This window comes from Acidovorax sp. GW821-FHT10E03 (assembly GCF_059415205.1).
Window position 1 is genome coordinate 320455 of record NZ_JBWKMU010000007.1, and the last position, 23869, is coordinate 344323.

The following is a 23869-nucleotide window of genomic DNA, read 5'->3' on the forward strand; positions in this document are numbered from 1 at the left end:
TGCACCATTGGCTGCAGAGGACGCGCCGGGTTTGTTCGTCTTTGGGTCGTTTTTCCTGCCCAGCCCGATGTCGGCGGGGGGATGTGAACCCGCTCGGGCGCCGAGAACGCCCTGGCTTCCTTCATCCTCTGAAGCGGCTCACCCGGCGGTGGAGAGGCGGGTCCCTGCAGAGACCCCACAGTGGTCTCTGCCAAGACTGACCCACAGCGGCGCCGCATCCGGGGTCAGTTCACACCTGGGCGGTTCCCGTCGGAGCGGGGTGACACCCGCCGCCCGAGACGTGACCGTTTCCGTTTCCCCCCGGCTGCTTGACCTACTTTCCCGCTTGAGGCTGCGTAAATCGGCGCCAAAACCAGCGGCGCACCATTCGAAATCAAATGTCTCACCCAGAAGAACAAAAAGAAACACTCCTGTTGCTTGACTTGTAATTGCGAATCGTTATCATTAGCAAAACGCACTGCAACGCACCAGGAACAACCTCATGCAAGCCACATTGACCGCCGCTTCGATCCTGCGCCCCGCCTCCGCCAGCAAGGGGGTTTCGCACGCCGACGGACTGGCCAGCCAACGCACCGAGCCCAACACCCCTACCGCCGCCGTGGACAGCAGCTCCCTGCTGCAAGGCCAGAAGGCCGTGGCCATCAGCCACAACGGATCGGTGTACCGCCTGCAGGCAACCAAGCTGGGCAAGCTGATCCTGACCAAGTAGTCCCTGGCAGCGGCTCCAAGTTTCATCGTGGGGCGACTCCCGGGCTTGCTACAAGCTCGAAAGGGTCGTTTTTGCCAGCCAACGGGTTCGCCCGCGTAGCCAGGCTTTTTTTACGGTCCCATCCCCGCCCCAGATTTCTCCATCACGCCATGAAAAAACCGGCCTCGCGGGCCGGTTTTTTCATTGGGGGGCACAGGACCTGAAAGCTCTTCAGTCCCCTGCCCCCTGCGGGCCCACGCCCTGGAATCCCTTCAAAGCCCCAGAGCGGCGATGCCGGCGCGCGCCACCTGCGCGTCCTCGGTGGACTTCACACCGCTCACCCCCACGGCGCCAAGGCACTGGCCGTCCTTGAGGATCGGCACGCCGCCTTCCAGCAGGCCGTCGATGGCGGGCGCGCTCAGGAAGGCCGTGCGGCCGCCGTTGACGATGTCCTCGTACACCTTGCTCTCGCGGCGCCCCAGGGCGGCCGTGCGGGCCTTGGACGGGGCGATGTGGGACGACACCGCGGCGGCGCCATCCAGGCGCTGCAGCCACAGCAGGTGGCCGCCATCGTCCACGATGGCGATGGTCACGGCCCACTGGTTCTTGAGCGCCTCGGCTTCGGCGGCAGCGGCAATGGCCTTCACGTCGGCCAGTTCGAGTTCATGCTTGGTTTTCATTGGTATACCCGCAAAGGAGAAGAATGCCGGGCCGCGAGAGTCCGCGCCGGCGGGGGAAAGACGGCAAGCATAGCGGCATACGCCCACCCCCTCACCCCCATGCAGGGTGAAAGAACCCTTACCAAAAGTAGGTGACCGGACGCGGATATTGGAAGGCCTCCAGCCGCCACCACCTAGAATTTGCACTGTCTGCGTCGTGCAGGCCAACAAGGAGAGACACAAGATGAATGACCAAGTCACCACCCTGGGGCACTCTGCGGGCTATGGCATCTCGCAGGAGGAGCGCCACAAGGTGCTTCGCAATACCTACTGGCTGCTCGCGCTGAGCATGATCCCCACGGTGCTGGGCGCATGGGTCGGCGTCGCCACCGGCATCACCCAGTCGCTGCGCGGCGGCGTGGGCCTGATCGTGTTCCTGGGCGGCGCGTTCGCCTTCATGTTCGCGATCGAAAAGACCAAGCGTTCGGCAGCCGGCGTGCCCGTGCTGCTGGCCTTCACGTTCTTCATGGGCCTCATGCTCTCGCGCCTCATCGGCATGGTGCTGGGCTTCAAGAACGGCACCGACCTCATCATGACGGCCTTCGCCGGCACCGCGGGAGTGTTCTTCGTGATGGCCAGCCTGGCCAGCGTGATCAAGCGCGACCTCTCGGGCATGGGCAAGTGGCTGATGGTGGGCGCGCTGGTGCTCATGGTGGGCGCCGTCATCAACGTGTTTGTCGGCTCCTCGGTCGGCATGATGGCGATCTCGGTCGCTGCCATCGGCATCTTCAGCGCCTACATGCTGTATGACTTGAAGCAGATCCTGGACGGCGGCGAAACCAACTACATCAGCGCCACGCTGGCCCTGTACCTGGACATCTTCAACGTGTTCCAGAGCCTGCTCGCGCTGCTGGGCATCATGGGCGGCGAGCGCGACTGACCCCGTGGCGCGCTCCCGGGCGCCACCTCAAGGCAAAAAGGCTCCTTCGGGAGCCTTTTTCTTGCGCTTCGCACCGCCAAGCCCTCAATAGCGCGGCCGGCGTGCCGATAATGCAAGCACATGTATCGCAAAACCCGCTCCACCGCACTGCGCATGCTGGCCCTGTGCAGCATCCTGCTGCTGGCCGCCTGCAACAAGATCCCTGGCCTGGGCCCGGATCCCAGGATCGTCCAGCGCGAGGAAGAAGCCAAGGCCATCGGCGGCGCCTGCCGCCACGCGCTGCGCGGGCTGGAAGACTGCTACACCCTGAACCCCAAGGCCGCCAAGGCCTCGGTGTTCGCCGGGTGGAAGGACATGGACGCCTACATGCGTGAAAACAAGCTGGAAGGCACGCCTTCGGTGCTCGGCAAGGTGGTCGAGAAACCCGAGCGCGCCGAACGGTCCGGCGATATCGAGACCGAGCCCCGCGACGCGGCTTCGAACCGCAACCGCAGCTAGGGCTAGCGGGCCGCTCTCCCCCCGTGCGCGGCCAGGCCGGCGCACACCGGCTGCGGCGGCCCTTTCTCCCCTCAGGCGCGGTCGAACACCGCCATGCTTTCCACGTGCGCCGTGTGCGGGAACATGTTCACCATGCCGGCCGCCGTGCAACGGTAGCCCGCCAGATGCACCAGCAACCCGGCATCGCGGGCGAGCGTGGCGGGATTGCAGCTGACGTAGACGATGCGTTTGGGCGGGGTCCAGCCTTCGGCCCCGGCGGGCAGCGGGCCCGCACCCTCGGCGCCGATGCGCGCCTGCTCGATGTCGGCGAGCGCCTTGGCCAGCGCGAACGCGCCTTCGCGGGGCGGATCGACCAGCCACTTGTCGGCCGCGCCGTCGGCCACCAGCATCTCCGGGGTCATCTCGAACAGGTTGCGCGCTACAAAATCAGTAGCTGCCAGCGCTTTATGGTCCTGCGCTGCAGCCTGATTCAATGCATAGTTCTCGCGCGAGCGGGCCACCAGGGCCTCGCTGCCCTCGATGCCCAGCACCTCGCGCGCCTGCGTGGCCAGCGGCAGCGTGAAGTTGCCCAGGCCGCAGAACCAGTCGATCACACGCTCGTGGGGCTGCACGTCCAGCAGGCGCAGCGCGCGGGAGACGAGTACGCGGTTGATGTGCGGGTTCACCTGCGTGAAGTCGGTCGGCTTGAACGGCATGGTGATGCCGAAATCCGGCAGCGCATAGGAAAGCTGCTCGCCGCCCTCCTCGAGCAGCTTCACCGTGTCCGGGCCCTTGGGCTGCAGCCACCATTGCACGCCGTGATCGGCGGCGAAGGCGCGCAGCCGGGCGATGTCGCCGGCGCTCAGCGGCTCCAGGTGGCGCAGCACCAGGGCCGTCACGCTGTCGCCGCAGGCCAGCTCGATCTGCGGGCAGGTGTCGCGCGCATCCATGTCGGCGATCAGGGCCCGCAGGGGCATCAGCATGGCGTCTACATGGGGCGGCAACACGGGGCACTGCTGCATGTCCGCCACGTAGCGGCTCTTGCGTTCATGAAAGCCGATCAGCACCTGGCCCTTCTTGATCACATGGCGCACCGACAGCCGCGCACGGTAGCGGTAACCCCAGGCGGGGCCTTCGATGGGGCGCAGCACGGTGCCGGCCTTGACCTTGCCCAGGTGCCACAGGTTGTCTTCAAGCACCCGCTGCTTGACGGCCACCTGGGCGCCCACGTGCAGGTGCTGCATCTTGCAGCCGCCGCAGGCTCCGGCATGCAGGCCAAAGTGCGGGCAGCCGGGGCGCACGCGCTGCGACGATTCGCGGTGGATCGCCGTCAGGCTGGCCTGCTCCCAGTTGTTCTTCTTGCGGTGGGTGTTGGCGGTGACCAGCTCGAACGGCAGGGCACCGTCGATGAAGATGACCTTGCCGTCGGGCTTGCGGGCGACGCCCTGGGCATCCAGGTCCATGGACTGGACCTGCAGCCAGCCCTCGGGCAGATCGCCGTGGAAATCCTGCGCGGTGGGTTCAAACGAGGGGGATAGTTCTTTCGGTTCGCTCATCCCCCGATTGTCTCAGGCCCGGGCCGGTGCCTGCCCGGGGATCGCCGCAGCCTGCCGGCTCGGTCAGGTCAGCCGCGGTCCGCGCGCGCGGGGCGGCCGCCGACGGATCCCATGGATCCCGTGGCGCCCTGCGCGGACGCCAGGGGCAGCTTGTTGACGGTGAGGTCGCAGTTGTAATTGTCCGGCGTGAACACCAGCGTGGCGCCCGGCGCCACCAGCGGCAGGGTCTGGTGGATCTGGTAGGACATGTCCACCGGCGGTTCGGGCGCACGGTACACGATGTCCTTGTCGGGGCCGTAGACCACGTAGCACGAAGCCGCGGCCGACTGGCTGAAAAGGGCGCCCAGCAGCGCGGCGGCGGCGGCAGTGGCGTATGGGAAGCGGGTCATGGTTCTTCTCCTCGATCTGGCATGTCTGCCTGGGATTATGGAGGCTTTGGCCTGCCGAGCCAATGCAGCCGTGGCTCCATGGCAGCGGCGCGCACCGCCGGGCCCCGCGCGCCCCTTCAACGCAGGTGCAGGTGGTTAGTGTGCTTGACCTCTTCCATCACCGCATAGGTGCGTGTCTCGCGCACGCCGGGCAGTTGCCACAGCACCGCGCCCGCGAACACGCGGTAGGCGTTCATGTCGGCCGAGCGCGTCTTGAGCAGGTAGTCGAACCCCCCTGCCACCATGTGGCATTCCATGATCTCGGGATGCACCTGCACCGCCGCCTTGAACTGGTCGAACACATTCGGCGTGGTGCGGTCGAGCAGCACCTCCACGAACACCAGCATGCCCGCCCCCAGCTTCAGCGGGTTGAGCCGCGCCTCGTAGCCCAGGATGAAGCCGTCGCGCGTGAGGCGCTGTACGCGCGCCAGCACCGCGGTGGGCGACAGCGCGACGGCGTCCGCCAGCTTGAGATTGGCAATGCGCCCATCTTCCTGCAGGATTGACAAAATCTTGCGGTCAATACGGTCCAGATCGGTTTCTATCGTCATTTTGGATAGTGATTTATTCTGACAGACCGCCTATTTTCGACCATTTATTCATCCACAGACCAAGGATCATCGCATCCAGCCGCCCCCGGCAGGCCCTGGGGGCCCAACCACCAATACCCTTGATACCCACCGAAAGACACGCCATGACGCAGCCCATCGGCGCCCTGCCCTCTTCCACCAGCCCCGCCGGCTTTGCCCCGCGCTCGCCCCTGGTCAGCCCGTTGCGCGCCGCCATCACCGCGGCCTACCGGCGCCCCGAGCCCGAGGCCCTGGCCCCGCTGCTGGCGCAGGCCCGTTTGCCGCAGGCGATGGCGCAAGCGGCCGGGCAGCTGGCGCTGCGCATTGCGGGCGCCCTGCGCAGCCGCAAGAGCGCCGGGGGCCGCGCGGGCATCGTGCAGGGATTGCTGCAGGAGTTCGCGCTGTCGTCGCAAGAAGGCGTGGCGCTGATGTGCCTGGCCGAGGCGCTCCTGCGCATCCCCGACAAGGCCACGCGCGATGCATTGATCCGCGACAAGATCAGCAACGGCCAGTGGGAACCCCACCTGGGCAAGAGCCCTTCGCTGTTTGTGAATGCGGCCACCTGGGGCCTGCTCATCACGGGCAAGCTGGTGGCCACGCACAGCGAAGGCAGCCTGGGCGCATCGCTCGGCCGCCTGATCGGCAAGGGCGGGGAGCCGCTCATCCGCAAGGGCGTGGACATGGCCATGCGCATGATGGGCGAGCAGTTCGTGACCGGCGAGACCATTGGCGAAGCCCTGGCCAACGCCCGCCAGATGGAAGGCGAGGGCTTCCGCTATTCCTACGACATGCTGGGCGAGGCCGCGCTGACCAGCGAGGACGCCCAGCGCTACTACGCGTCGTACGAGCAGGCCATCCACGCCATCGGCAAGGCATCCGCCGGGCGCGGCATCTATGAAGGCCCCGGCATCTCGATCAAGCTGTCGGCCCTGCACCCGCGCTACAGCCGCGCGCAGTTCGCCCGTGTGATGGACGAGCTGTACCCGCTGGTGCTGCGCCTGACCGAGCTCGCGCGCAGCTATGACATCGGCATCAACATCGATGCCGAGGAGGCCGACCGGCTGGAGCTGTCGCTGGACCTGCTCGAACGCCTGTGCCACGAGCCTTCGCTGGCTGGCTGGAACGGCATCGGCTTCGTGATCCAGGCCTACCAGAAGCGCTGCCCCTTCGTCATCGACTACGTGGTGGACCTGGCGCGCCGCACGCAGCGCCGACTGATGGTGCGCCTGGTCAAGGGTGCCTACTGGGACAGCGAGATCAAGCGCGCCCAGGTCGATGGGCTGGACGACTACCCCGTGTACACCCGCAAGGTGCACACCGACATCTCGTACATCGCCTGCGCAAGGAAATTGCTGGCCGCGCCCGAGGCCATCTACCCGCAGTTCGCCACGCACAACGCGGAAACACTCGCCACCATCTACCACCTGGCGGGCCACAACTACTATGCCGGCCAGTACGAATTCCAGTGCCTGCACGGCATGGGCGAGCCCCTGTACGAGCAGGTGGTGGGCGCCGTCACCGCCGGCAAGCTGGGTCGGCCCTGCCGCATCTACGCCCCCGTCGGCACGCACGAGACCCTGCTGGCGTACCTGGTGCGCCGCCTGCTGGAAAACGGCGCCAACACCTCGTTCGTGAACCGCATCGCCGACGAGACCATCGCGCTGGAGGACCTGGTGAAGAGCCCCGTCGAGGTGGTGGACCAGCAGGCCGCCGCAGAAGGCGGCGCAGGCCTGCCCCATCCGCGCATCGCCACGCCACGGGGCCTGTACGGCCCGCACCGCGCCAACTCGCGCGGGCTCGACCTGTCGAACGAGAACACCCTCGCGCAACTGGACGCGATCCTGCAGGCCACCGCCAGCCAGGGCTGGACCGCCGGCCCCTTGCTCGGCGCCGACGCCGCGCCGGGCGCGCCGATGCCCGTGCGCAACCCCGCGGACCACCGCGACGTGGTGGGCCAGGTGCAGGAGGCCACGGCCGCCGACGTGGATGCGGCCCTGCAACACGCCCTGCGGGCGGCCCCCTTGTGGGCCGCGACGCCCCCGGCCGAGCGCGCCGCCACGCTCGACCGTGCCGCGGGCCTGCTGGAGGACCGCATGCAGCCCCTGCTGGGTCTGCTGATGCGCGAAGCAGGCAAGAGCTGCAGCAACGCGGTCGCCGAGGTGCGCGAGGCGGTGGACTTCCTGCGCTACTACGCCGCGCAGGTCGAATCCACCTTCGACAACACCACCCACCTTCCGCTGGGCCCCGTGGCCTGCATCAGCCCCTGGAACTTCCCGCTCGCCATCTTCATGGGCCAGGTGGCCGCAGCCCTGGCCGCCGGCAACCCCGTGCTGGCCAAGCCGGCCGAACAGACCCCGCTGATCGCCGCCGAGGCCGTGCGCATCCTGTGGCAGGCGGGTGTGCCGCGCGGCGTGGTGCAGCTGCTGCCCGGCCAGGGCGAGACCGTGGGCGCCCGGCTGATCGGCGACCCGCGTGTGATGGGCGTCATGTTCACCGGTTCGACCGACGTGGCGCGCATCCTGCAACGCGCCATCGCAGGCCGCCTGGATGCCGCCGGCCGCCCCATCCCCCTGATCGCAGAGACGGGCGGGCAGAACGCGATGATCGTGGACTCGTCGGCGCTGGTGGAGCAGGTGGTGGCCGACGCGGTCTCCTCCGCGTTCGACAGCGCCGGCCAGCGCTGCTCGGCCCTGCGCGTGCTGTGCGTGCAGGAGGACGCCGCCGACCGCGTGGTGGAAATGCTCAAGGGCGCCATGGGTGAACTGCGCATGGGCAACCCGGGCGCGCTGCAGGTCGACGTGGGCCCGGTCATCGACGCCGAGGCCCAGGCAGGCATCACCGCGCACATCGATGCGCTCAAGGCCAGGGGCCATCGCGTGTTCCAGCAGTGCCGCTGCAGCGCCGATGAAACGACCCAGGGCACCTTCGTGCCGCCCACGCTGATTGAACTCCACGGCATCCAGGAACTGCAGCGCGAGGTCTTTGGGCCCGTGCTGCACCTGGTGCGCTATGCCCGCAACGACCTGGACCAGCTGCTCGACCAGATCAACGCCACCGGCTACGGCCTCACGCAGGGCGTGCACACCCGCATCGACGAAACCATCGCCCGCGTGGTGAACCGCGCCCATGCGGGCAACGTCTACGTGAACCGCAACATGGTGGGCGCCGTGGTGGGCGTGCAGCCGTTTGGTGGCGAGGGCCTGTCGGGCACGGGCCCGAAGGCGGGCGGGCCGCTGTACCTGCTGCGCCTGCTGTCGCGGCGCCCGGCCGATGCGCTGGCACGCACCTTCGCCGCGGCGGACCGCACGGCGCCACCCGACGTGGCAGCGTGCGAACCCTGGCTGGCGCCCCTGCACGCACTGGAGCAGTGGGCACACACGCAGGGCCGCCCCGCGCTGGCGGACACCTGCCGTGCGTTCGCCTCCGCCACCCAGAGCGGCACGGCGCGCACCCTGCCCGGCCCCACGGGTGAGCGCAACGTCTACACCCTGGCCCCCCGGCCCCGCGTGCTGTGCCTGGCCCAGGCCGAAGGCGACCTGCTCACGCAGACCGCGGCCGTGCTGGCCTCGGGCGGCAAGGCCCTGTGGCCTTCCACCCAGGCGGGCTTGCTTGCACAGCTTGCCCCGGCCGTCCAGGCCAGCATCGCGGTGGCGGATCGGGTGCTGGACGACGGCCGCATCGAACTGTCCGCCGTGCTGCACCATGGCGATGCGGCTTCGCTGCACGCGGTGTGCGAGGCGCTGGCCCGCCGTCCCGGCCCCATCGTGGGCGTGACCGCATTGCCCCCGGGCGCCACCGACGTGCCGCTGGAGCGCCTGCTGATCGAGCGCGCACTGAGCGTGAACACCGCCGCCGCGGGCGGCAACGCGAGCCTGATGACGATTGGCTGAGGTGGCCGTGCCCGCAGGATCTGAATAAAAACTGCCTCCACGGCTTATCCTTCAAGCGCTGTCAGCTACTTTTTTTATAGCATTTGATCTGAACCACCCCGCGGCGGCGGATCTTCGCCGGCCGGCGCGGGTTGCCGGCCCTGCTCCGCCTGAAAAAAGGCCGGCTGGCCCAGGCCCCATCGACCCAGCACCTGGTAGGGCCCGGGCGAGCCGCGGCGGTTGTAGAGCAGCTGGAAGGCATCCACCCTCCATTCAAGAGGCTCCACGCCGTGTTCCTCCACGGCAGAAGGGCCGTAGAGCAGCGTCATGTGCGGCGTGAACGATGGCTCGGCACGCGCTGGCGCAGGGCCTGGCACGCACGCCCGCAGGGCTTGGTGCATCGCCACCATGCCCGCCACGCCGGTTTCGCTGCCGCACAGGACCAGGGGCCGCCTGGACTGGCGCCCCTGAAAGCTCAGGCAGCGGTCCAGCCGCAGCGAAAACGCCGGTGCGCGAACTTGCGCGGCGGCCGCACACGCCCACCAGACCTTGCGCGGGCTGAACTCGGCATCCCACCCGAACGAGGCCAGCGTCACATGCAACCGCTCGGTGCGCACCCTGTGGCCCTCCCCCACCTGGCGGGCGGCCGTCTCCTGGTCGCACAGCCGGACAGCGCGGGCGGCCACGGCGCCATCCGCCAGCACGGCGAAAAAGAGGTGGTGGTCATGGCGCCGCGCGGCTGGAGACAAGGGCAGGTTCTCCATCCCCGGCAGCCACCGCAGGCCGTCAGACATCCCGTTGGCTCCTGAAAAAAGGTGGCGTCCCCACGGCACGCCGATCCTTGCGGACAAGGGTGGCACCGGTACGGACTCGCCCACCGCAGCCCACTGGCCAAAAAGTACAGTTTTTACGCCTCTTACCGGAGGATTGCCAAGGACGAACTGGGAGACCATCGGAGCAAGGCCCAAAGAACCCTCGCCGGCCCCGTGCCACGCCATGGATCGCCCGCCCCACCGAAGGAGTCGCAAGATGTTCGATATTTCACAAGCCACCAACATGCTGACGTCCCTGGGCGTCTCCAGCACCCTGGCGGCCAAGGCGGCCGAACGCACAGCCCAAAAGCATGCGGACGCCGATCCCCTCACCTTCCTGAAAGAGTTGAAGACCACGCTGGAAGAACTGTCCGCGGAAGGCTCCCAGGGCAAGACGGCGGGTACGGCGGCGACACCCACCACCGTGTCGGAGACCCAGGCCTATCAATCAACCGCCGCCCTGTACAACAAGGACTCCGGGGCCACCACACAGGCCTCGGCCAAGGCCCCCTTCAGCAACCTGGAGGAATTCCGCGAGTGGGAAGACGGCCTGGGCGACACCTTCGCAGCAGACTATGAGCCACCAGACTATGTCAAGGTTCTTTCTCTATCACTTTCTGCGGGAGATGAGCGCACCGTCAGCCGCTACATGTTCTTCAAGAACCATCCCGAGTTTGCCGCTGACTACGAAGCCATCCGCAGCGGCAAGTTGTCCAAGTTCCCCACGGACGGTTTCACACTGGTGAAAAGCGACCTGTCGACGATGACCAAGGAGACGGCCACTTTCTACAAGAAGAACCCCGCCCAACTGCTTGCGGCAGAGGGCTTCAATATGGATCCAACGCTCGTCAAGATGCGCATGGACGGAAAGATTGACGCTCCAGAGGGCGTCCAAGTATCCGAATGGCTCATGGACAACAAATGGACCAAGGACGGGGTTGTTTCCCAGAACAATCGCGTGGTTCTTGCCCGATCCGACTACATCGGCCTGGATGGCAAGGGCGCCGGCACCTATCGTCTGGGCAAGTACGATACGGTGACGGGGAACATTATCGATACCGACGGGCGGGCCTACGATCCGCTCACCGGTGAAGTCCAGGCATAGAAACCCACGGACACCTTCCACCAACATTGAGCCACGCGGCGACATTTCCCGCATGCGGGCACCACGGACGCTTCTTTCAGCGCTGCATTGACAGCATGCCTCGATGTCCCGCGCATCCTGCAGGGCGACGCCCAATTCCGGCAAGGCGCTGGCGGGCCTGATCTTCTGCGTGGGCATGCGCCATCGGGCGAGATTCTTCGGCGTGTTGGGCAGCGTCCTTGCGATCGGGCTACAGCCCGCAATGCCCTTGAGCGGCGGCCCCGCGAAAACCGCAGGCCTCGTCGCGGGCCTGCCCTGATGGCCGCAACACGCGTTCAGTTTCTCTGGCGGGGTGGGTGAAGGAGCGTGACGCAGGCGCGGTCCGCATGCGGTTCTGACCCGCGGCTTGGCGCCTTCGCTACGCCTTTCTCCTACATCGCACCGGGAACCCATGGCAACACCCGGGCCCGCATGGGAAGATAGCCTGAGCACCACCGGACAGAAATAGGAAACCGAGTCGCCATGAGTATCGTCGTCTACTGGCAAGAACAGCCCGGGGTGCCTGGGATGGAGATTTTTGACTCCGGAAAACTCCAGGCCGCGCTGGCTCTGTGCGAGATCAAACGCAAGGAAGGAAAGCGCCATGTGTGCATCTCGAGCGAGCTGGCGGAGAGCGTGGGGCATGCCGGTGTGAATACGGTGGCAGATCGGCGGCTGCCAGATGGCTCGCCCTACGATTGGACGAAGTCCCACCGTGGCGCGGGCCCCCAAAATCCTGGAGGCAAGACCGGCGGGCAGTGAAATCCCGCTGCGAGGAAGCTTCTGCCCTGGCCACCCGGTGTGCAGCCGCTTTGCCGCACTGCCGCGCGCCAGCCCAAGCGACCCACTGGATGATTTTTCAACGTACCCAAGGGGCTGCCATGATCAATCCCATCCCCGCAAAACCCCAGACGCACGAGCCCGAAACTCCGGAGAGGCCGAATCCTGTGCCGAGCGAGTCCGAGCCGGAAAGCCGCCCCGTCCCCGCCTCGGTGCCGGAGAAGCCCGGCGAGGTGAAACCCGCGTATCCCGAGCCGGACATTCCCGGGGAGTAGCGCGGGCTGGACGCCCGCGCGGGCGCCTCCATCGGCAGCACGCAACACAACGCCTGCGTGGCCTGGATCGGCCCGTGATTCCAGTACGCCCCGCCCGCCAAGGCGAGCACCCCGTATCCAGCGTTCCAGACCCTCTTATTGCAATTGATAATTCATTTGCAATAATATGAACCCATGGAACACCGCCACCATCCCTACTTTCATCGCAAGGCCTGGGAGCGCACGCACCCGATTCGCGCCTGCCGGATCTCCATGGGCGGCATGGTGACGCAAGGCCTGGCGGCGCAGCGCCACGGTATGGTTTTGCAGGGGCGCTGCGCCGACTGCGCGGCCGAAGCGGCGGGCGCATGAGGGGTGTCGCAAGCCTGCTGATGGCCGGCGCCTGGAAACGGGTCGTGGGTGCGCTGGCGCTGATCGCGCTGCTGTGGCTCGCCGTGGCCTGGGCGATCTCCTGATGACAGCCCTCCCCCAACACGCGGCGATCCGCCTGCGCAACCTGACCGTGGCTTACCGCGGCCACCCGGCCGTGCACCACGTGTCGGGTGACTTCGCACCGGGTTCGCTCACCGCCATCGTCGGGCCGAACGGCGCGGGCAAGACCACCTTGCTGGCGGCCATCATGGGGCGTGTGCGGCCGGTCGGCGGCGAAGTGCAGTTCGGTGCGGGCGCCGCCGGCCGCATCGCCTGGCTGCCGCAGCAGGCCGAGATCGACCGCAGCTTTCCGATCCGCGTGTTCGATCTGGTGGCGCTGGGCCACTGGTCGCGCGTCGGAAGCCTGCGCGGACTCGACGCGCCGCAGCGCGAGGCCGTGCACCACGCGCTCGATGCGGTTGGCTTGGCCGGCTTCGAACGCCGCGGGATCGCCGAGCTGTCCGCGGGCCAATTCCAGCGCGTGCTGTTCGCGCGCGTGCTGCTGCAGGATGCGCCAGTGATCCTGCTCGATGAGCCCTTCAACGCCATCGATGCGCGCACCACCGCCGACCTGCTCGCCGTGGTGGCCCGCTGGCACGCCGAGTCGCGCACCGTCATCGCGGTGCTGCACGATCTGGAACAGGTGCGCCGGCATTTCGACCGCACGCTGTTGATGGCGCGGCGCTGCGTGGCCTGGGGACCGACCGCGCAGGTGCTGCACGCCGAGCACCTGTTCCGCGCCCGGCAGATGGCCGAGGCCTGGGACGACGGTGCCGCACTGTGCGAGGAAGCCGCATGACGCTGGCATCGCTGCTCCTCCAGCCGTTCTCCGAGTACGGCTTCATGCGCCGCGCGCTGGTCGCGACGCTGGCCCTGAGCCTCGGCAGCGCGCCGATGGGCACGCTGCTGGTGCTGCGACGCATGAGCCTGGTGGGCGATGCCATGGGCCACGCGCTGCTGCCGGGGGCCGCGCTGGGGTTTCTGATCGCCGGCTTCTCGCTGCCGGCCATGAGCCTGGGCGGTTTCTTCGCGGCGCTCGCGGTCGCGCTCGCAGCCGGCTTCGTGACGCGGACCACGTCGCAGCGCGAGGACGCGAGTTTCGCGGCCTTCTACCTCATCGCGCTCGCGCTGGGCGTGCTGATGGTCTCGACGCACGGCAGCAGCGTTGACCTGATGCACCTGCTGTTCGGCACCATCCTGGCCGTGGACGATGCGGCGCTGCTGCTCATCGCCAGCGTCGCCAGCGTGACGCTGGCCGTCCTGGCCGTGATCTATCGGCCGCTGGTGGTGGAGTGCCTGGACCCCGGATTTCTTCGCAATGTCGGCGGCCGCGGCACGCTGGTGCACGCCGTCTTCCTGGTGCTGACCGTGGCGAACCTCGTGGCGGGCTTCCAGGCCCTGGGCACCCTGATGGCCGTCGGCCTGATGATGCTGCCCGCCACGGCGGCGCGCTTCTGGGCGGCGGAAGTCTGGAGCCTGGCGCTGGTGGCTGCCGTCATCGCGGCGCTCTCGGGCTTCATCGGCCTGCTGCTGTCGTACCACGCACAGTGGCCGTCGGGCCCGGCCATCGTGCTGGTCGCGGGCATCGCCTATCTGCTCTCCGTCGCCGCGGGCCCCCGCGACGGCCTTCTCTGGCGCCACCGGCGCCGTCCACACCGCAAGGCCTGACATGACCCTCTCCCGTCGATCTTCCGTCGCGGCGCTGCTGCTGGCACTGGCTGCCTCTCCCGCGTTGGCTCAGTCCGAACGGCCGCTGCGGGTCGTGGCCAGCTTTTCCATCCTGGCGGACATCGTTCGCGAGGTGGGCGGCGATGCCGTCGACGTCGTCGCCCTGGTCGGCCCCGATGCCGATGCGCACGTGTTCCAGCCCAGCCCGGCGGACGCCCGCCACCTGGCCCGCGCCGACCTGGTCGTGGTCAACGGCCTGGGGTTCGAAGGCTGGATCGACCGCCTGGTGCGGGCCTCGGGCTATCGCGGCAAAGTGGTGATAGCGAGCCAGGGCGTGAAGCTGCGCAAGGACGGGCACGGCCATGGGGGCCAGCCGGGCCACGGCAGCGACCCGCACGCCTGGCAGGACCTCGCGAATGCTGAGCGCTACGCCGCGAACGTGCGCGACGCGCTCAGCAGCGCGCGGCCTGCGCAAGCAGGCGTCTTCATCCAGCGCGCGGCGCGCTACACCGAGCAGATCCGGGCGCTCGACCGCGAGGTGCGTGCGCAGCTCGCGGCCGTGCCGCGCCCCAAGCGCCGGGTGATCACCTCGCACGATGCCTTCGGCTACTTCGGTGCGGCCTATGGCGTCGACTTCCTGTCGCCGCAAGGCGTGAGCACCGACGGCGAGGCTTCGGCCGCCGATGTGGCGAAGCTGATCGACCAGATCCGCCGGCAGGACGTGCGCGCGGTGTTTGTCGAGAACATCACCGATCCGCGCCTGGTGGAGCGCATCGCCAAGGAAGGCGGCGCGGTGCTGGGCGGCAGGCTGTACTCGGACGCGCTCTCGGTGCCCGGCACCGAGGCCGACACCTACCTCAAGCTCTTCGCGCACAACGCCAAGGCGCTGGCTTCCGGTCTGGCGGGGACGCGGTGACCGACGGATTGGCAGCCCACCCCGCGGCCTCGGGGCGCGCACCAGACTCCGTCTGTTCCGGCGTTGCCCATGGGCGTACCGCTAACGCGCGGTGCATGAGTTCTTCTTCCCGTTAACGGTGACCGGCTGCGCGGCAATGCAGCAGCTTGCCCTTCCAGCACTGCCCCTGGCAGCTCAGTCCTCGTCCAGCGCCTGAAACCGGTCCGCCAGGAAATCCACCAGCGCCCGCACCGCCGGCAGCAGCCCGCGCCGCGAGGCGAACACCGCGTGGATGATCTCGCGGCGCGGCGCCCAGCCGGGGATCACGTGGACCAGCTGGCCGTGCTCGATCTGCTCGCGCACCATCATGGAGGGCAGCTGCACCACGCCCACGCCTGCGATGGCGGCGGCCCGCAGCGCCAGCATCCCGCGTGTGATCAGGCGCGGCCGGTGGCGAATGGCCGCCCGGGCATCCTCGGGGCCGACAAGGTTCCACACATGCTCATGCTGCGGCAGGCCCAGGTCCATGCTCGGCAGGCCCGCCAGGTCGGCGGGTGTTTTTGGTATGCCATTGGACAGCAGGCGCGGACATGCCACCAGGCATTGCCCGCGCTCCGCAAGCACGCGCATCACCAGGTCGCTGTCCTCGATCGGCGGCGGACGCACGCGGATGGCCACGTCGATTCCCTCGCCCACCACGTCCACGCGCCGATTGGTTTCCTCCAGATGGATCTCCACGCGCGGATGCGCCACCATGAAAGCCGCCACCATGTCGGCGATGCGCGCATCGAGCAGCGCCACCGGGCAGGTCATGCGCACGATGCCCCGTGGTTCGGCATGCGCCAGCGCAATGGCTTCGTCGGCGGCCTCGGCCTCCACCAGCATCGCCTTGCAATGGCCATAGTAGGTCTGGCCGGTCTCGGTGACGGCAAAACGCCGGGTGGACCGCTGGATCAGGCGCGTCCCCAGGCGCTCCTCCAGCAGCGCGATGCGCCGGCTCAGCTTGGACTTGGGCATGCCCAGCGCGCGACCGGCCGGCGCGAAGCCGCCGTGGTCCACCACCTGCACGTAGTAGTAAAGATCGTTCAGGTCTTTCATCAGGGACAGGCCTTATCGTTCCTTAAATAGAACTCTGATGGCAAATATTGCCAACTACCAGGATCATCGTTCAAACCATATTCTCTATCCATCGGCCAAGACCTTTGTCTGGCGACGCAAGGAGATGCAAATGAAGAAAGTTCTCGGTGTCTACAGCGCTCCCCGTCCACACTGGGTGGGCGATGGTTTCCCTGTCCGCTCGCTGTTTGGCTATGACGGCCTGGGCCAGCACCTGAGCCCGTTCCTGCTGCTCGATCACGCGGCGCCGACGCCCTTCGGGCCGGCCGTGCGCCCTCGCGGCGTCGGCCAGCATCCGCACCGAGGCTTCGAGACCGTGACCATCGTCTACCAGGGTGAACTGGAGCACAAGGACTCCACCGGTGCGGGCGGCCTGATCGGCCCTGGTGACGTGCAGTGGATGACCGCCGGCGGCGGCATCCTGCACGAGGAATTCCACTCGCGCGCCTTCACCGAACGCGGGGGCACCATCGAGATGGTGCAGCTCTGGGTCAACCTGCCCGCGAAGGACAAGATGGCCGCGCCGGGCTACCAGACCCTGGTGGATGCGCAGATTCCAACCGTGGACCTGCCCGAGGGCGCGGGCCGGGTGCGGGTGATTGCCGGCGAGTTCGACGGGCATCGCGGCCCGGCGCGCACCTTCACGGCGATGGACGTGTGGGACATCCGCATCGGCCAGGGCAGCGTGGGCCGCTTCGACGCGAAGGACGGCCATACGCTGGCGCTGGTCGTGCTGCACGGCACGGTGCTGGTCAACGGCAGTGCGGTCGCACGCGAAGGCCAGTTGGTGCACCTCGAGCGCGCCGGCAGCGGCGTGGAGATCGAGGCCCACAGCGATGCGACCGTGCTGTGGCTGTCGGGCGAACCGATCGACGAGCCTGTGGTGGGCTATGGCCCCTTCGTGATGAACAGCGAGGCCGAGATCCGCCAGGCCATGGCCGACTTCAGCAGCGGCCGCTTCGGCCTGATGACGGCCTGAGCACACGAGGCTTTCCAGAAGGAAGGCCTCCCCTCCTTCCCTTCGGCGCAGTGTTGGCTTTCCGGACTTGCTGGCCGGAGGGGCACGGCTGCGTCCCATCCGCCCGTCCCGGGCAATTTGCAAACTCCAGGAGATGACCATGAACACCCCCAACACCATCGCCAACTTCAGCGGCGCACGACCGATCATCGACCCTGACAACGCGACGATGCTCCTGATCGACCACCAGAGCGGCCTGTTCCAGACCATCAAGGACATGCCCTTCACCGAGGTACGCAGCAACGCGACGACGCTGGCCAAGGTGGCAACGCTGGCCAAGATGCCGGTCATCACCACAGCCTCGGTGCCACAGGGTCCGAACGGCCCGCTGATCCCCGAGATCCACAAATACGCACCGCACGCGCAGTATGTGGCGCGCAAGGGCGAGATCAACGCCTGGGACAACCCCGAGTTCGTCGCCGCCGTGAAGGCCACGGGGCGCAGGCAGCTCATCATCGCCGGCACCATCACCAGCGTGTGCATGGCCTTTCCGAGCATCGCGGCGGTGCATGAGGGCTACCAGGTGTTCGCCGTCATCGATGCCTCGGGCACCTACTCGAAGATGGCCCAGGAGATCACGCTGGCGCGCATCGTGCAGGCCGGGGTGGTGCCGATGGACACGGCCGCCGTGTGTTCTGAGGTGCAAAAGACCTGGAACCGCGAGGATGCGCTGCAATGGGCCGAGGCCTACAGCGCCGTGTTCCCGCCCTACCAGCTGCTAATTGAAAGCCATGCCATGGCGCAGGAAGTGGCAAAGAGCCACGAGCCACTGGATTCGCAGCGTTCCTGAATCAGGGGCGGAACACGCCGTGGGGGTGAGCGCTCCACTTCAGCAGCAGGTGTAGCAACGGTTGCCCCCGCCAGAGCCGTGCATTGCACGTCCGCAGGCATCGCCCTGAATGGATCTCACCCTCGCCCGACAAACGGCATCCTGGTGGCCATGACCGTGTGAAACAGCACGTTCGCCTCCAGAGGCAGGCTGGCCATGTACAGCACCGACTGCGCCACGATGTCGGCATCCATCAAGGGTTCGATGGCGATTTCCCCATTGGCCTGCGGCACCCCCTTGGCCATGCGCGACGCCAAGTCCGTCATGGCATTGCCAATGTCGATCTGGCCTACCGCGACGTTGTATGCGCGCCCGTCAAGTGCCGCAGTTTTCGTCAAACCCATCACGGCATGTTTTGTCGCGGTGTAGGCGGCCGAGTTGGGCCGGGGCGCGTGTGCAGAAATCGAGCCATTGTTGATGATGCGCCCGCCCTGCGGGGTCTGATCGCGCATGGTCCGAAAGGCCTGTTGCAGGCAATAAAACATGCCGTTCAGGTTCACATCCACCACGTCGCGCCACTGCTGCGGTGTCCAGTCCAAGAAGGAGCCGGGTGGATTGCCTCGTCCCGCATTGTTGAACAGCAAGTCCACGCGCCCGAAGCGGGCGACGGCCTGTGCAAAGAGGCTTTCCACAGCGGCGGGGTCGCACACATCGGTGGGCACACACAGCATGCGGGCTCCCGCGCCAAAGCTTGCCTGGGCCTGCGCAGCCACTTCTTCCAGGAGTGCGGCGCGGCGCCCTGCCAGCACGACGCAATAGCCGTTGCCCGCCAGGGCGAGTGCAACAGCCTTGCCAATACCGGAACCGGCGCCCGTGACCACGGCAACTTTTTCAGCGTTCATTCTTGGTGTCCATTCAATTTCGGGAAGACTGGCGGGCAAGCGCGCCATGCAGAAAGTCTAGCGGCACCGCGCCGAGGATGTCGGGTCGAAACGGGATCTCCTTGCGCTGGCTTGGCTGGCGGCTCTTCTCACGCAGTTGCGGCACCGCCCTCGGGATTTTTTTGCCGTGTGTGCTCCCGCAGGGTTGCCTTCAACGCCTTCTTCGCCACGTCAACGTGGGCGACAGGGGGCACCTTCCACAAGTTCAACAGATCGTCGTCGAGGGTCCGCTCTGGTTGCACAACGTTTGGGTGGGATGCCGAGGGACGCCGCAGGTCTCATCACGCGCCAAGGGGTTCGGCACTGCTGCCGCTCGTCAAAGAGCTGGGAGACGGAAGCGCCCCCCTCACGGGGCAGGCGCAGGGGCCGTGGAGCCTTCGGGAAGGCCTTCGCGCCAGACCTTCACGCTGGGGAACTCGCGGGTGCAGCCAGTGCACACCAACCTCTCCGCGTAGCGCATTGCTCCGGCAGCATCCCGCGCGACGACGCGCCGGTAGCTGGTTGCGCCGCAAAAGCTGCAGCGGTTGGTGGAGGTTTGCTTTTGGGGCTGCATGGAGAGGAATTTGTACATCGACTTCAGGGACGCATCGGCCAGCCCGTTGGCCGGGTGCCGGTACAGCTTCTGCGAAAAAAAGGGGGCATGCAGTGTGCCGATGATAGATGCGGACGGCCCGGCCGGTGCGCCGCGCAGGCAGTTGGCGGGAGGGTCATTGGGCATTCCCCGGCGGCACCGCGCGAAAAACCTCCCGATCGGCAGCCAGAGAGAGCGACGCAAGCCCAGGCTTTCAACCTCTGCCCGGGCGCCTGCGGATGATGGGCTTTGACCGTTCGCATCCAGACGGCGCAGAGCGCCTTCAATCCAGTGCGAGCGCAGCCAGCGCCTTGCGCGGGCCCATCTTGCGCACTTCGTCAATCCGGGCCAGTTGCGCCGCACGCGGGGTGACGCCGCGCGTCTCCCATTTGTAGACCGACAGCGAAGAGACGCCCAGCAAGATGGCCAGCCGCGCCTGCGTGATGCCCAGCGCCGTGCGCATCTGGCGGAGCACATCGGGCTGGAATTCGCCGTGCGGCTTCGCGGATGCACGCTCTGCAGACGCAGCCTCCGGCTCGGCCGCTTTGGGGATCTGCCGCCGGGTAGCCTTGTGCTGAGACACCAGCGCTTTGACCTCGCGCTTGAGCGCTGCGATCTCGGCCACCCCAGACGGTGGACGTCTTGTGCGGGCTGAAGAAGGAAGTCATCTTTCCCGTCCTCCCGATCACTGCTTGCTCAAAGCTGGGAGCATGGTCGAACACCCAGGACCGTGCACCGCGTCGGCGCGTCAGCCAAGCAGCCGTGGGCGCAGTTGGGCCCAGGTGGTGGCTGAGGCTTGTCCGTCACCGGCAGCCGCAAGCGCTTCCAGTCGCTTTGCCACCCGGCCGTCCTCTGCCCAGCCCAAGGTGCGGAACACGGTGGCCAGACTGTGAGACAGGCGCTGCAGCGCCACGAAGTCGCTCGACTGCAAGGCGGAATCACCCGCAACCAGGTCATCTGCAAACTGCACAAGGCACTTGGCGCGATATGTGCGAAACAGCGCGGCGTCGCCACCAAAATAAGCATGTATGGCGTCGCTTTCCACGCTGCTGGAGGCGGCATGCTCCGGCGATACGCCTGAAAGGGGTGGCGGGGCACTGTCATGTCCCACAAAAGCATCCAGAACGCACGCCTGCAATTGGGCAACCGATGCCGGCTTGCGCAAGATGCGCCATATGCTGCGGCCTTCAAGCCGATGCTGGTTGTCCACGCTCATGCCAGCGCTGAAGATGACCACTTTGGCGCCCCCGCGAAGCGCAGGCTCGTGATGCAGCCGGTCCACCAGATCGAAGCCAGACAAACCGGGCAGCATCAGATCCGTGATGACCAGCCCCACCGGCCCCTTTTGCAGCTGGGCCAAGGCAGTTTTCACGTCGCCGCACACGGTCAAATCCACCCCTTGGTCTTCCAACGCCATGTCGATGAAGCGTGCAATCGAGGCATCGTCTTCCACCAGCAACACGCGCCGAACCGACACAACAGACGCGTTGGTCATAGAACCCTCGCTGTGCTCAGGAAGCTGCCCTGACTTCCGCACTCTGGGCAAGAAGCAGGGGCAGCTCGGCCACTAGCCGTGGCTTGTGGATGAGGTTCACCCCCTGCAGTGCAAACGCATAGGGGGCACGCTGGGATTCATCCAGCGAGGTCACGACGATGAGGCGGCTCCTGGCGAACTGGGGGTGCGAACGCAGCGTGGTGATGAGGGTCGCTCCATCGATTCCGGGCAGCAGAATGTCCACGATCAGGATATCGGGCTGAATCTGCCCATACATCGCCAGCCCCGTAATGCCGTCATTGGCAATGTGCAGCTGCCATGCTGGAAAGTGCCGCTCCACCAACAAAGACACCAGGTTCTGGAAGTGGATGGAGTCCTCGATCAGCAGCACCTTCATATCGCCAGGCGCCTGCACTCGCCCATCTGCAAGCTCCGGGATCGGTATGACTGGGTGCCTCAAAGGTTCATGTGCTGCGGCAGCTGAAAACTGCGCATCAGCCGCAGGCACAGATCCGCCAGAGCGCGAGCGCAACCACTGCTCCACAGAGCGGCGCGAAATACGCCGGTGCCCTCCCGGCGTCTTCCATGCCTGGAGTTCGTTGCGATCCACCATCAGTTGCACGGAACGCACGGCCATTCCGAGCATCCGCGCAGCCTCGAAGGTGGTGAGCTGGTCAGCGGCGGGAGAAACGTCTAGAGATTTTTCATTTTTCATCGCTACACCATTTTACTTGCAAATAATTTTTATTAAACGGCATTGTAAATGATTTAAATGATCTATATGATTCAACAACAGGGCAATTCTGGCATATTTCATCAATAGACCAACAACTTCAACGGGCACCTCATGAAAAAAGTACTTATCGTCGAAGACCACGCCGACATCCGCAAGCTGCTGCGCATGACCATGGAATTTGAGAATTTTGAAATCTATGAAGCTGCCAACGGCGATATGGGGCTGGAAATGGCCCGCACCCACTCGCCCAACGTGGTACTGCTGGACGTCATGATGCCCGGCACCCTGTCGGGTCTGGAAGTCTGCCGCTGCATCAAAGGCAATCCCGCGCTCAAGCACACCAAAGTCATCATGCTCACGGCACGCGGCCAGGCTGAAGACCGGCGCGACGGGATGAAAGCGGGTGCAGACGCCTACCTCGTCAAGCCTTTCAGCACCTTGCAGGTGCTGGAGATGGTTTACCGACTGGAGGCAACTGTATGACGCACGCCCTGGAGCGCGCGCAAGTACTGCCAGCAGGCGCGATGAGGTGTTTTGATGAAGCTGCAGCCGCGCAGATGGAGCGCTTCATCGAAGACTTCGGGCACATGTACCGCGAGCGCAACGAGGCACTGCGCGAAGTCACCCGAGCTCACCATGAGGCCTTGCTGCACCTGTGCACAGCCGCCGAGTTTCGCGACGACGACACCTCGGTGCACATCATCCGGATTGGTTTCCTGGCCGAAGCGCTGGCGCTGCTGCTGGGATCGGCGCCGAGCTTTGCCAGCATGCTGCGGCGTGCTGCGCCCATGCACGACATCGGCAAGATCGGCACGCCGGACCATGTGCTCAAGAAAGCCGGACCGCTCACCGACGACGAACGCGAAGTCATGAAACGCCATGCAGCCACGGGGGCCCAGATTCTGGGTAGTTCCCGCGTGCCTGTCTTGCGCCTAGCAGCAGAGGCAGCCCTCACCCACCACGAGCGCTACGACGGCACGGGTTATCCCCGCGGGCTGACAGGCCTGGATATTCCGCTGTCAGGCCGCATCACGGCAGTCGTGGATTTCTACGACGCATTGACGATGGACCGCGTCTATCGACCCGCATTCAGCCCGCAAAAGGCCTTGTCCATGCTCATCGAACAGCGCGGCACGGCGTTCGACCCCGTGATCGTGGACACTTTCGTCCAGCACTTCGATCATCTGGATACTCTGCGGAGCAAGGTCACGGAGCAACGCCCCACCTTCGCCGATCTGATCGACGCCCCCTGAATCGTCCTACCACCAGGATAGCGCCATGCCTTTCATCCTTCGAATCGCCTTCACAAGCGCACTTGCCAGCCTGATGTTCTGCGGACCCGCTCTGGCCGGCCCGGCGCAGGAAAAGGTATCGGCCCGGCAGGCCGTGCGCGTCTGCATCTGGCCAGATTACTACGGCATCACCTTTCGAAACCCGCGCACCCAGCAACTGTCAGGGATCGACATCGATCTGTCGGCCGAGCTGGGCAAGGACCTCAAAGCGAAAATAGAGTACGTCGAGTCGTCCTTTGCCACCCTGGTCGAAGACCTGCTGGCGGACCGTTGTGATGTGGGCATGTTCGCCATCGGCATGCTGCCCCAGCGGATGGCCCACCTCAGGTTCACCCAGCCCTACCTGAGCAGTGACATCTACGGCATCACAACCAAGAGCAATGCCGTCATCAAGCAATGGTCCGACATCGACCAGCCCGGCGTGCTGGTAGCAGTCCAGGCAGGCACCTTCATGGAACCTGTGATGAGCGAGCGCCTCACGCATGCCAAGCTGGTGAGGATATCTCCCCCCACCACGCGCGAACGGGAGCTCGAAGGTGGCCGGGTGGACGTGTTCATGACCGACTTCCCCTACAGCCGGCGCTTGCTCGACAATGCCGATTGGGCACGCTTGGTGTCACCGCCCAAGCCGGTGTTCGTGCTGCCCTATGCCTATGCCGTGAAACCTGGCGGCGATGCCTGGCTCAAGACCATGGATGACTTCGTGGCACGCATCAAGCGTGACGGCCGGCTCGATGCTGCGGCAGCCAGGCACGGGCTGACCGAGATCGTTGTGCATTGA

27 protein-coding genes are annotated in these 23869 nt (G+C 66.3%); 16 read left to right on the forward strand and 11 right to left on the reverse strand.

The window, feature by feature from the left end; all coding sequences use genetic code 11:
• The first annotated feature begins 481 nt into the window (after positions 1–481).
• Positions 482–709: a hemin uptake protein HemP gene (locus tag AC07OD_RS14880; RefSeq protein ID WP_492255206.1), complete on the forward strand. Its 228-nt coding sequence runs from the start codon at positions 482–484 to the stop codon at positions 707–709.
• Positions 710–960: 251 nt separating this feature from the next.
• On the opposite strand, the gene AC07OD_RS14885 is transcribed toward AC07OD_RS14880, so the two are convergent.
• On the reverse strand, positions 961–1368 hold the full coding sequence (locus tag AC07OD_RS14885) for a GlcG/HbpS family heme-binding protein (RefSeq protein WP_218297558.1): 408 nt from the start codon (positions 1366–1368) through the stop codon (positions 961–963).
• 223 nt (positions 1369–1591) lie between these two features.
• Between AC07OD_RS14885 and AC07OD_RS14890 the strand changes: the two genes are divergently transcribed.
• Together AC07OD_RS14890 and AC07OD_RS14895 are read left to right on the forward strand one after the other, a co-directional pair.
• Entirely contained in the window at positions 1592–2287 is a 696-nt protein-coding gene (locus tag AC07OD_RS14890) for a Bax inhibitor-1/YccA family protein (protein ID WP_010458089.1), read from the forward strand.
• Between the two features lie 120 nt (positions 2288–2407).
• Positions 2408–2785, forward strand: coding sequence for a hypothetical protein (locus AC07OD_RS14895; RefSeq protein ID WP_218297559.1), 378 nt, complete (start codon positions 2408–2410; stop codon positions 2783–2785).
• A gap of 71 nt (positions 2786–2856) precedes the next feature.
• Here the strand turns inward: AC07OD_RS14895 and rlmD are convergent, their stop codons facing one another.
• The 3 genes from rlmD to AC07OD_RS14910 form a co-directional block, all read right to left on the reverse strand.
• The gene (rlmD, locus tag AC07OD_RS14900) at positions 2857–4320 is read right to left on the reverse strand and encodes a 23S rRNA (uracil(1939)-C(5))-methyltransferase RlmD (RefSeq protein WP_494597351.1); all 1464 of its coding nucleotides are present in this window, start codon (positions 4318–4320) and stop codon (positions 2857–2859) included.
• A 68-nt stretch (positions 4321–4388) separates the two neighbouring features.
• Complete coding sequence (locus AC07OD_RS14905) at positions 4389–4709, reverse strand: hypothetical protein (RefSeq protein WP_218297561.1); 321 nt, start codon at positions 4707–4709, stop codon at positions 4389–4391.
• A 116-nt stretch (positions 4710–4825) separates the two neighbouring features.
• A complete protein-coding gene (locus tag AC07OD_RS14910; protein WP_492255203.1) occupies positions 4826–5299 on the reverse strand; it encodes an Lrp/AsnC ligand binding domain-containing protein in 474 nt (157 codons plus the stop codon).
• A 143-nt stretch (positions 5300–5442) separates the two neighbouring features.
• Between AC07OD_RS14910 and putA the strand changes: the two genes are divergently transcribed.
• Entirely contained in the window at positions 5443–9207 is a 3765-nt protein-coding gene (gene putA, locus AC07OD_RS14915) for a trifunctional transcriptional regulator/proline dehydrogenase/L-glutamate gamma-semialdehyde dehydrogenase (protein ID WP_494597352.1), read from the forward strand.
• Positions 9208–9281: 74 nt separating this feature from the next.
• Here the strand turns inward: putA and AC07OD_RS14920 are convergent, their stop codons facing one another.
• Positions 9282–9980: a 2'-5' RNA ligase family protein gene (locus AC07OD_RS14920; RefSeq protein ID WP_494597353.1), complete on the reverse strand. Its 699-nt coding sequence runs from the start codon at positions 9978–9980 to the stop codon at positions 9282–9284.
• Positions 9981–10215: 235 nt separating this feature from the next.
• Between AC07OD_RS14920 and AC07OD_RS14925 the strand changes: the two genes are divergently transcribed.
• The 7 genes from AC07OD_RS14925 to AC07OD_RS14955 all read left to right on the forward strand — a co-directional run bounded on the left by AC07OD_RS14925 (position 10216) and on the right by AC07OD_RS14955 (position 15171).
• Complete coding sequence (locus AC07OD_RS14925) at positions 10216–11103, forward strand: hypothetical protein (protein WP_494597354.1); 888 nt, start codon at positions 10216–10218, stop codon at positions 11101–11103.
• Positions 11104–11604: 501 nt separating this feature from the next.
• Positions 11605–11883, forward strand: coding sequence for a hypothetical protein (locus AC07OD_RS14930; protein ID WP_218297565.1), 279 nt, complete (start codon positions 11605–11607; stop codon positions 11881–11883).
• Positions 11884–12002: 119 nt separating this feature from the next.
• Positions 12003–12176, forward strand: coding sequence for a hypothetical protein (locus AC07OD_RS14935; protein WP_494597355.1), 174 nt, complete (start codon positions 12003–12005; stop codon positions 12174–12176).
• A 174-nt stretch (positions 12177–12350) separates the two neighbouring features.
• Positions 12351–12527, forward strand: a complete 177-nt coding sequence (locus AC07OD_RS14940; RefSeq protein ID WP_218297566.1) for a hypothetical protein — start codon at positions 12351–12353, stop codon at positions 12525–12527.
• Between the two features lie 103 nt (positions 12528–12630).
• The gene (locus tag AC07OD_RS14945; protein WP_494597356.1) at positions 12631–13386 is read left to right on the forward strand and encodes a metal ABC transporter ATP-binding protein; all 756 of its coding nucleotides are present in this window, start codon (positions 12631–12633) and stop codon (positions 13384–13386) included.
• Positions 13383–14255: a metal ABC transporter permease gene (locus tag AC07OD_RS14950; RefSeq protein WP_218338812.1), complete on the forward strand. Its 873-nt coding sequence runs from the start codon at positions 13383–13385 to the stop codon at positions 14253–14255. Before AC07OD_RS14945 ends, AC07OD_RS14950 begins: the two co-directional genes overlap by 4 nt.
• Position 14256: 1 nt before the next feature.
• Positions 14257–15171 (forward strand): metal ABC transporter solute-binding protein, Zn/Mn family, encoded by a 915-nt coding sequence (locus AC07OD_RS14955; RefSeq protein WP_494597357.1) that lies wholly within the window; start codon positions 14257–14259, stop codon positions 15169–15171.
• A gap of 174 nt (positions 15172–15345) precedes the next feature.
• Here the strand turns inward: AC07OD_RS14955 and AC07OD_RS14960 are convergent, their stop codons facing one another.
• Positions 15346–16248, reverse strand: a complete 903-nt coding sequence (locus AC07OD_RS14960; RefSeq protein WP_492255196.1) for a LysR family transcriptional regulator — start codon at positions 16246–16248, stop codon at positions 15346–15348.
• 130 nt (positions 16249–16378) lie between these two features.
• Here AC07OD_RS14960 and AC07OD_RS14965 point away from each other — a divergent pair, with 130 nt between their 5' ends.
• Together AC07OD_RS14965 and AC07OD_RS14970 are read left to right on the forward strand one after the other, a co-directional pair.
• The gene (locus tag AC07OD_RS14965; protein WP_218338815.1) at positions 16379–17245 is read left to right on the forward strand and encodes a pirin family protein; all 867 of its coding nucleotides are present in this window, start codon (positions 16379–16381) and stop codon (positions 17243–17245) included.
• Between the two features lie 139 nt (positions 17246–17384).
• Positions 17385–18074: a hydrolase gene (locus tag AC07OD_RS14970; RefSeq protein WP_494597358.1), complete on the forward strand. Its 690-nt coding sequence runs from the start codon at positions 17385–17387 to the stop codon at positions 18072–18074.
• A 116-nt stretch (positions 18075–18190) separates the two neighbouring features.
• Here the strand turns inward: AC07OD_RS14970 and AC07OD_RS14975 are convergent, their stop codons facing one another.
• From AC07OD_RS14975 to AC07OD_RS14995, 5 genes are all read right to left on the reverse strand, one after another.
• Positions 18191–18955: an SDR family oxidoreductase gene (locus AC07OD_RS14975; protein WP_369643894.1), complete on the reverse strand. Its 765-nt coding sequence runs from the start codon at positions 18953–18955 to the stop codon at positions 18191–18193.
• A 385-nt stretch (positions 18956–19340) separates the two neighbouring features.
• Entirely contained in the window at positions 19341–19712 is a 372-nt protein-coding gene (locus AC07OD_RS14980) for a hypothetical protein (RefSeq protein WP_494597359.1), read from the reverse strand.
• Positions 19713–19848: 136 nt separating this feature from the next.
• Positions 19849–20190, reverse strand: coding sequence for a helix-turn-helix domain-containing protein (locus tag AC07OD_RS14985; protein ID WP_494597360.1), 342 nt, complete (start codon positions 20188–20190; stop codon positions 19849–19851).
• 123 nt (positions 20191–20313) lie between these two features.
• Positions 20314–21060 (reverse strand): response regulator, encoded by a 747-nt coding sequence (locus AC07OD_RS14990; RefSeq protein WP_494597361.1) that lies wholly within the window; start codon positions 21058–21060, stop codon positions 20314–20316.
• A 16-nt stretch (positions 21061–21076) separates the two neighbouring features.
• Positions 21077–21775, reverse strand: a complete 699-nt coding sequence (locus tag AC07OD_RS14995) for a helix-turn-helix domain-containing protein (protein WP_494597362.1) — start codon at positions 21773–21775, stop codon at positions 21077–21079.
• A 132-nt stretch (positions 21776–21907) separates the two neighbouring features.
• Here AC07OD_RS14995 and AC07OD_RS15000 point away from each other — a divergent pair, with 132 nt between their 5' ends.
• The 3 genes from AC07OD_RS15000 to AC07OD_RS15010 are packed head-to-tail and all read left to right on the forward strand — an operon-like array spanning position 21908 to position 23869.
• Positions 21908–22279 (forward strand): response regulator transcription factor, encoded by a 372-nt coding sequence (locus AC07OD_RS15000; protein ID WP_492244986.1) that lies wholly within the window; start codon positions 21908–21910, stop codon positions 22277–22279.
• Positions 22276–23049 (forward strand): HD-GYP domain-containing protein, encoded by a 774-nt coding sequence (locus AC07OD_RS15005; RefSeq protein ID WP_494597363.1) that lies wholly within the window; start codon positions 22276–22278, stop codon positions 23047–23049. The genes AC07OD_RS15000 and AC07OD_RS15005 overlap by 4 nt, the downstream gene beginning before the upstream one ends.
• Before the next feature lie 25 nt (positions 23050–23074).
• Positions 23075–23869 carry an ABC transporter substrate-binding protein gene (locus AC07OD_RS15010; RefSeq protein ID WP_494597364.1) on the forward strand — a complete coding sequence of 265 codons (795 nt, stop codon included), beginning with the start codon at positions 23075–23077 and terminating at the stop codon, positions 23867–23869.

What these genes read in the sequence shown, in the direction of transcription:
- AC07OD_RS14880 (WP_492255206.1), top strand. Translation starts at nt 482, where the DNA reads ATGCAAGCCACATTGACCGCCGCTTCGATCCTGCGCCCCGCCTCCGCC.
- AC07OD_RS14885 (WP_218297558.1), bottom strand. Translation starts at nt 1,368, where the DNA reads ATGAAAACCAAGCATGAACTCGAACTGGCCGACGTGAAGGCCATTGCC.
- AC07OD_RS14890 (WP_010458089.1), top strand. Translation starts at nt 1,592, where the DNA reads ATGAATGACCAAGTCACCACCCTGGGGCACTCTGCGGGCTATGGCATC.
- AC07OD_RS14895 (WP_218297559.1), top strand. Translation starts at nt 2,408, where the DNA reads ATGTATCGCAAAACCCGCTCCACCGCACTGCGCATGCTGGCCCTGTGC.
- rlmD (WP_494597351.1), bottom strand. Translation starts at nt 4,320, where the DNA reads ATGAGCGAACCGAAAGAACTATCCCCCTCGTTTGAACCCACCGCGCAG.
- AC07OD_RS14905 (WP_218297561.1), bottom strand. Translation starts at nt 4,709, where the DNA reads ATGACCCGCTTCCCATACGCCACTGCCGCCGCCGCCGCGCTGCTGGGC.
- AC07OD_RS14910 (WP_492255203.1), bottom strand. Translation starts at nt 5,299, where the DNA reads ATGACGATAGAAACCGATCTGGACCGTATTGACCGCAAGATTTTGTCA.
- putA (WP_494597352.1), top strand. Translation starts at nt 5,443, where the DNA reads ATGACGCAGCCCATCGGCGCCCTGCCCTCTTCCACCAGCCCCGCCGGC.
- AC07OD_RS14920 (WP_494597353.1), bottom strand. Translation starts at nt 9,980, where the DNA reads ATGTCTGACGGCCTGCGGTGGCTGCCGGGGATGGAGAACCTGCCCTTG.
- AC07OD_RS14925 (WP_494597354.1), top strand. Translation starts at nt 10,216, where the DNA reads ATGTTCGATATTTCACAAGCCACCAACATGCTGACGTCCCTGGGCGTC.
- AC07OD_RS14930 (WP_218297565.1), top strand. Translation starts at nt 11,605, where the DNA reads ATGAGTATCGTCGTCTACTGGCAAGAACAGCCCGGGGTGCCTGGGATG.
- AC07OD_RS14935 (WP_494597355.1), top strand. Translation starts at nt 12,003, where the DNA reads ATGATCAATCCCATCCCCGCAAAACCCCAGACGCACGAGCCCGAAACT.
- AC07OD_RS14940 (WP_218297566.1), top strand. Translation starts at nt 12,351, where the DNA reads ATGGAACACCGCCACCATCCCTACTTTCATCGCAAGGCCTGGGAGCGC.
- AC07OD_RS14945 (WP_494597356.1), top strand. Translation starts at nt 12,631, where the DNA reads ATGACAGCCCTCCCCCAACACGCGGCGATCCGCCTGCGCAACCTGACC.
- AC07OD_RS14950 (WP_218338812.1), top strand. Translation starts at nt 13,383, where the DNA reads ATGACGCTGGCATCGCTGCTCCTCCAGCCGTTCTCCGAGTACGGCTTC.
- AC07OD_RS14955 (WP_494597357.1), top strand. Translation starts at nt 14,257, where the DNA reads ATGACCCTCTCCCGTCGATCTTCCGTCGCGGCGCTGCTGCTGGCACTG.
- AC07OD_RS14960 (WP_492255196.1), bottom strand. Translation starts at nt 16,248, where the DNA reads ATGAAAGACCTGAACGATCTTTACTACTACGTGCAGGTGGTGGACCAC.
- AC07OD_RS14965 (WP_218338815.1), top strand. Translation starts at nt 16,379, where the DNA reads ATGAAGAAAGTTCTCGGTGTCTACAGCGCTCCCCGTCCACACTGGGTG.
- AC07OD_RS14970 (WP_494597358.1), top strand. Translation starts at nt 17,385, where the DNA reads ATGAACACCCCCAACACCATCGCCAACTTCAGCGGCGCACGACCGATC.
- AC07OD_RS14975 (WP_369643894.1), bottom strand. Translation starts at nt 18,955, where the DNA reads ATGAACGCTGAAAAAGTTGCCGTGGTCACGGGCGCCGGTTCCGGTATT.
- AC07OD_RS14980 (WP_494597359.1), bottom strand. Translation starts at nt 19,712, where the DNA reads ATGCCCAATGACCCTCCCGCCAACTGCCTGCGCGGCGCACCGGCCGGG.
- AC07OD_RS14990 (WP_494597361.1), bottom strand. Translation starts at nt 21,060, where the DNA reads ATGACCAACGCGTCTGTTGTGTCGGTTCGGCGCGTGTTGCTGGTGGAA.
- AC07OD_RS14995 (WP_494597362.1), bottom strand. Translation starts at nt 21,775, where the DNA reads ATGAAAAATGAAAAATCTCTAGACGTTTCTCCCGCCGCTGACCAGCTC.
- AC07OD_RS15000 (WP_492244986.1), top strand. Translation starts at nt 21,908, where the DNA reads ATGAAAAAAGTACTTATCGTCGAAGACCACGCCGACATCCGCAAGCTG.
- AC07OD_RS15005 (WP_494597363.1), top strand. Translation starts at nt 22,276, where the DNA reads ATGACGCACGCCCTGGAGCGCGCGCAAGTACTGCCAGCAGGCGCGATG.
- AC07OD_RS15010 (WP_494597364.1), top strand. Translation starts at nt 23,075, where the DNA reads ATGCCTTTCATCCTTCGAATCGCCTTCACAAGCGCACTTGCCAGCCTG.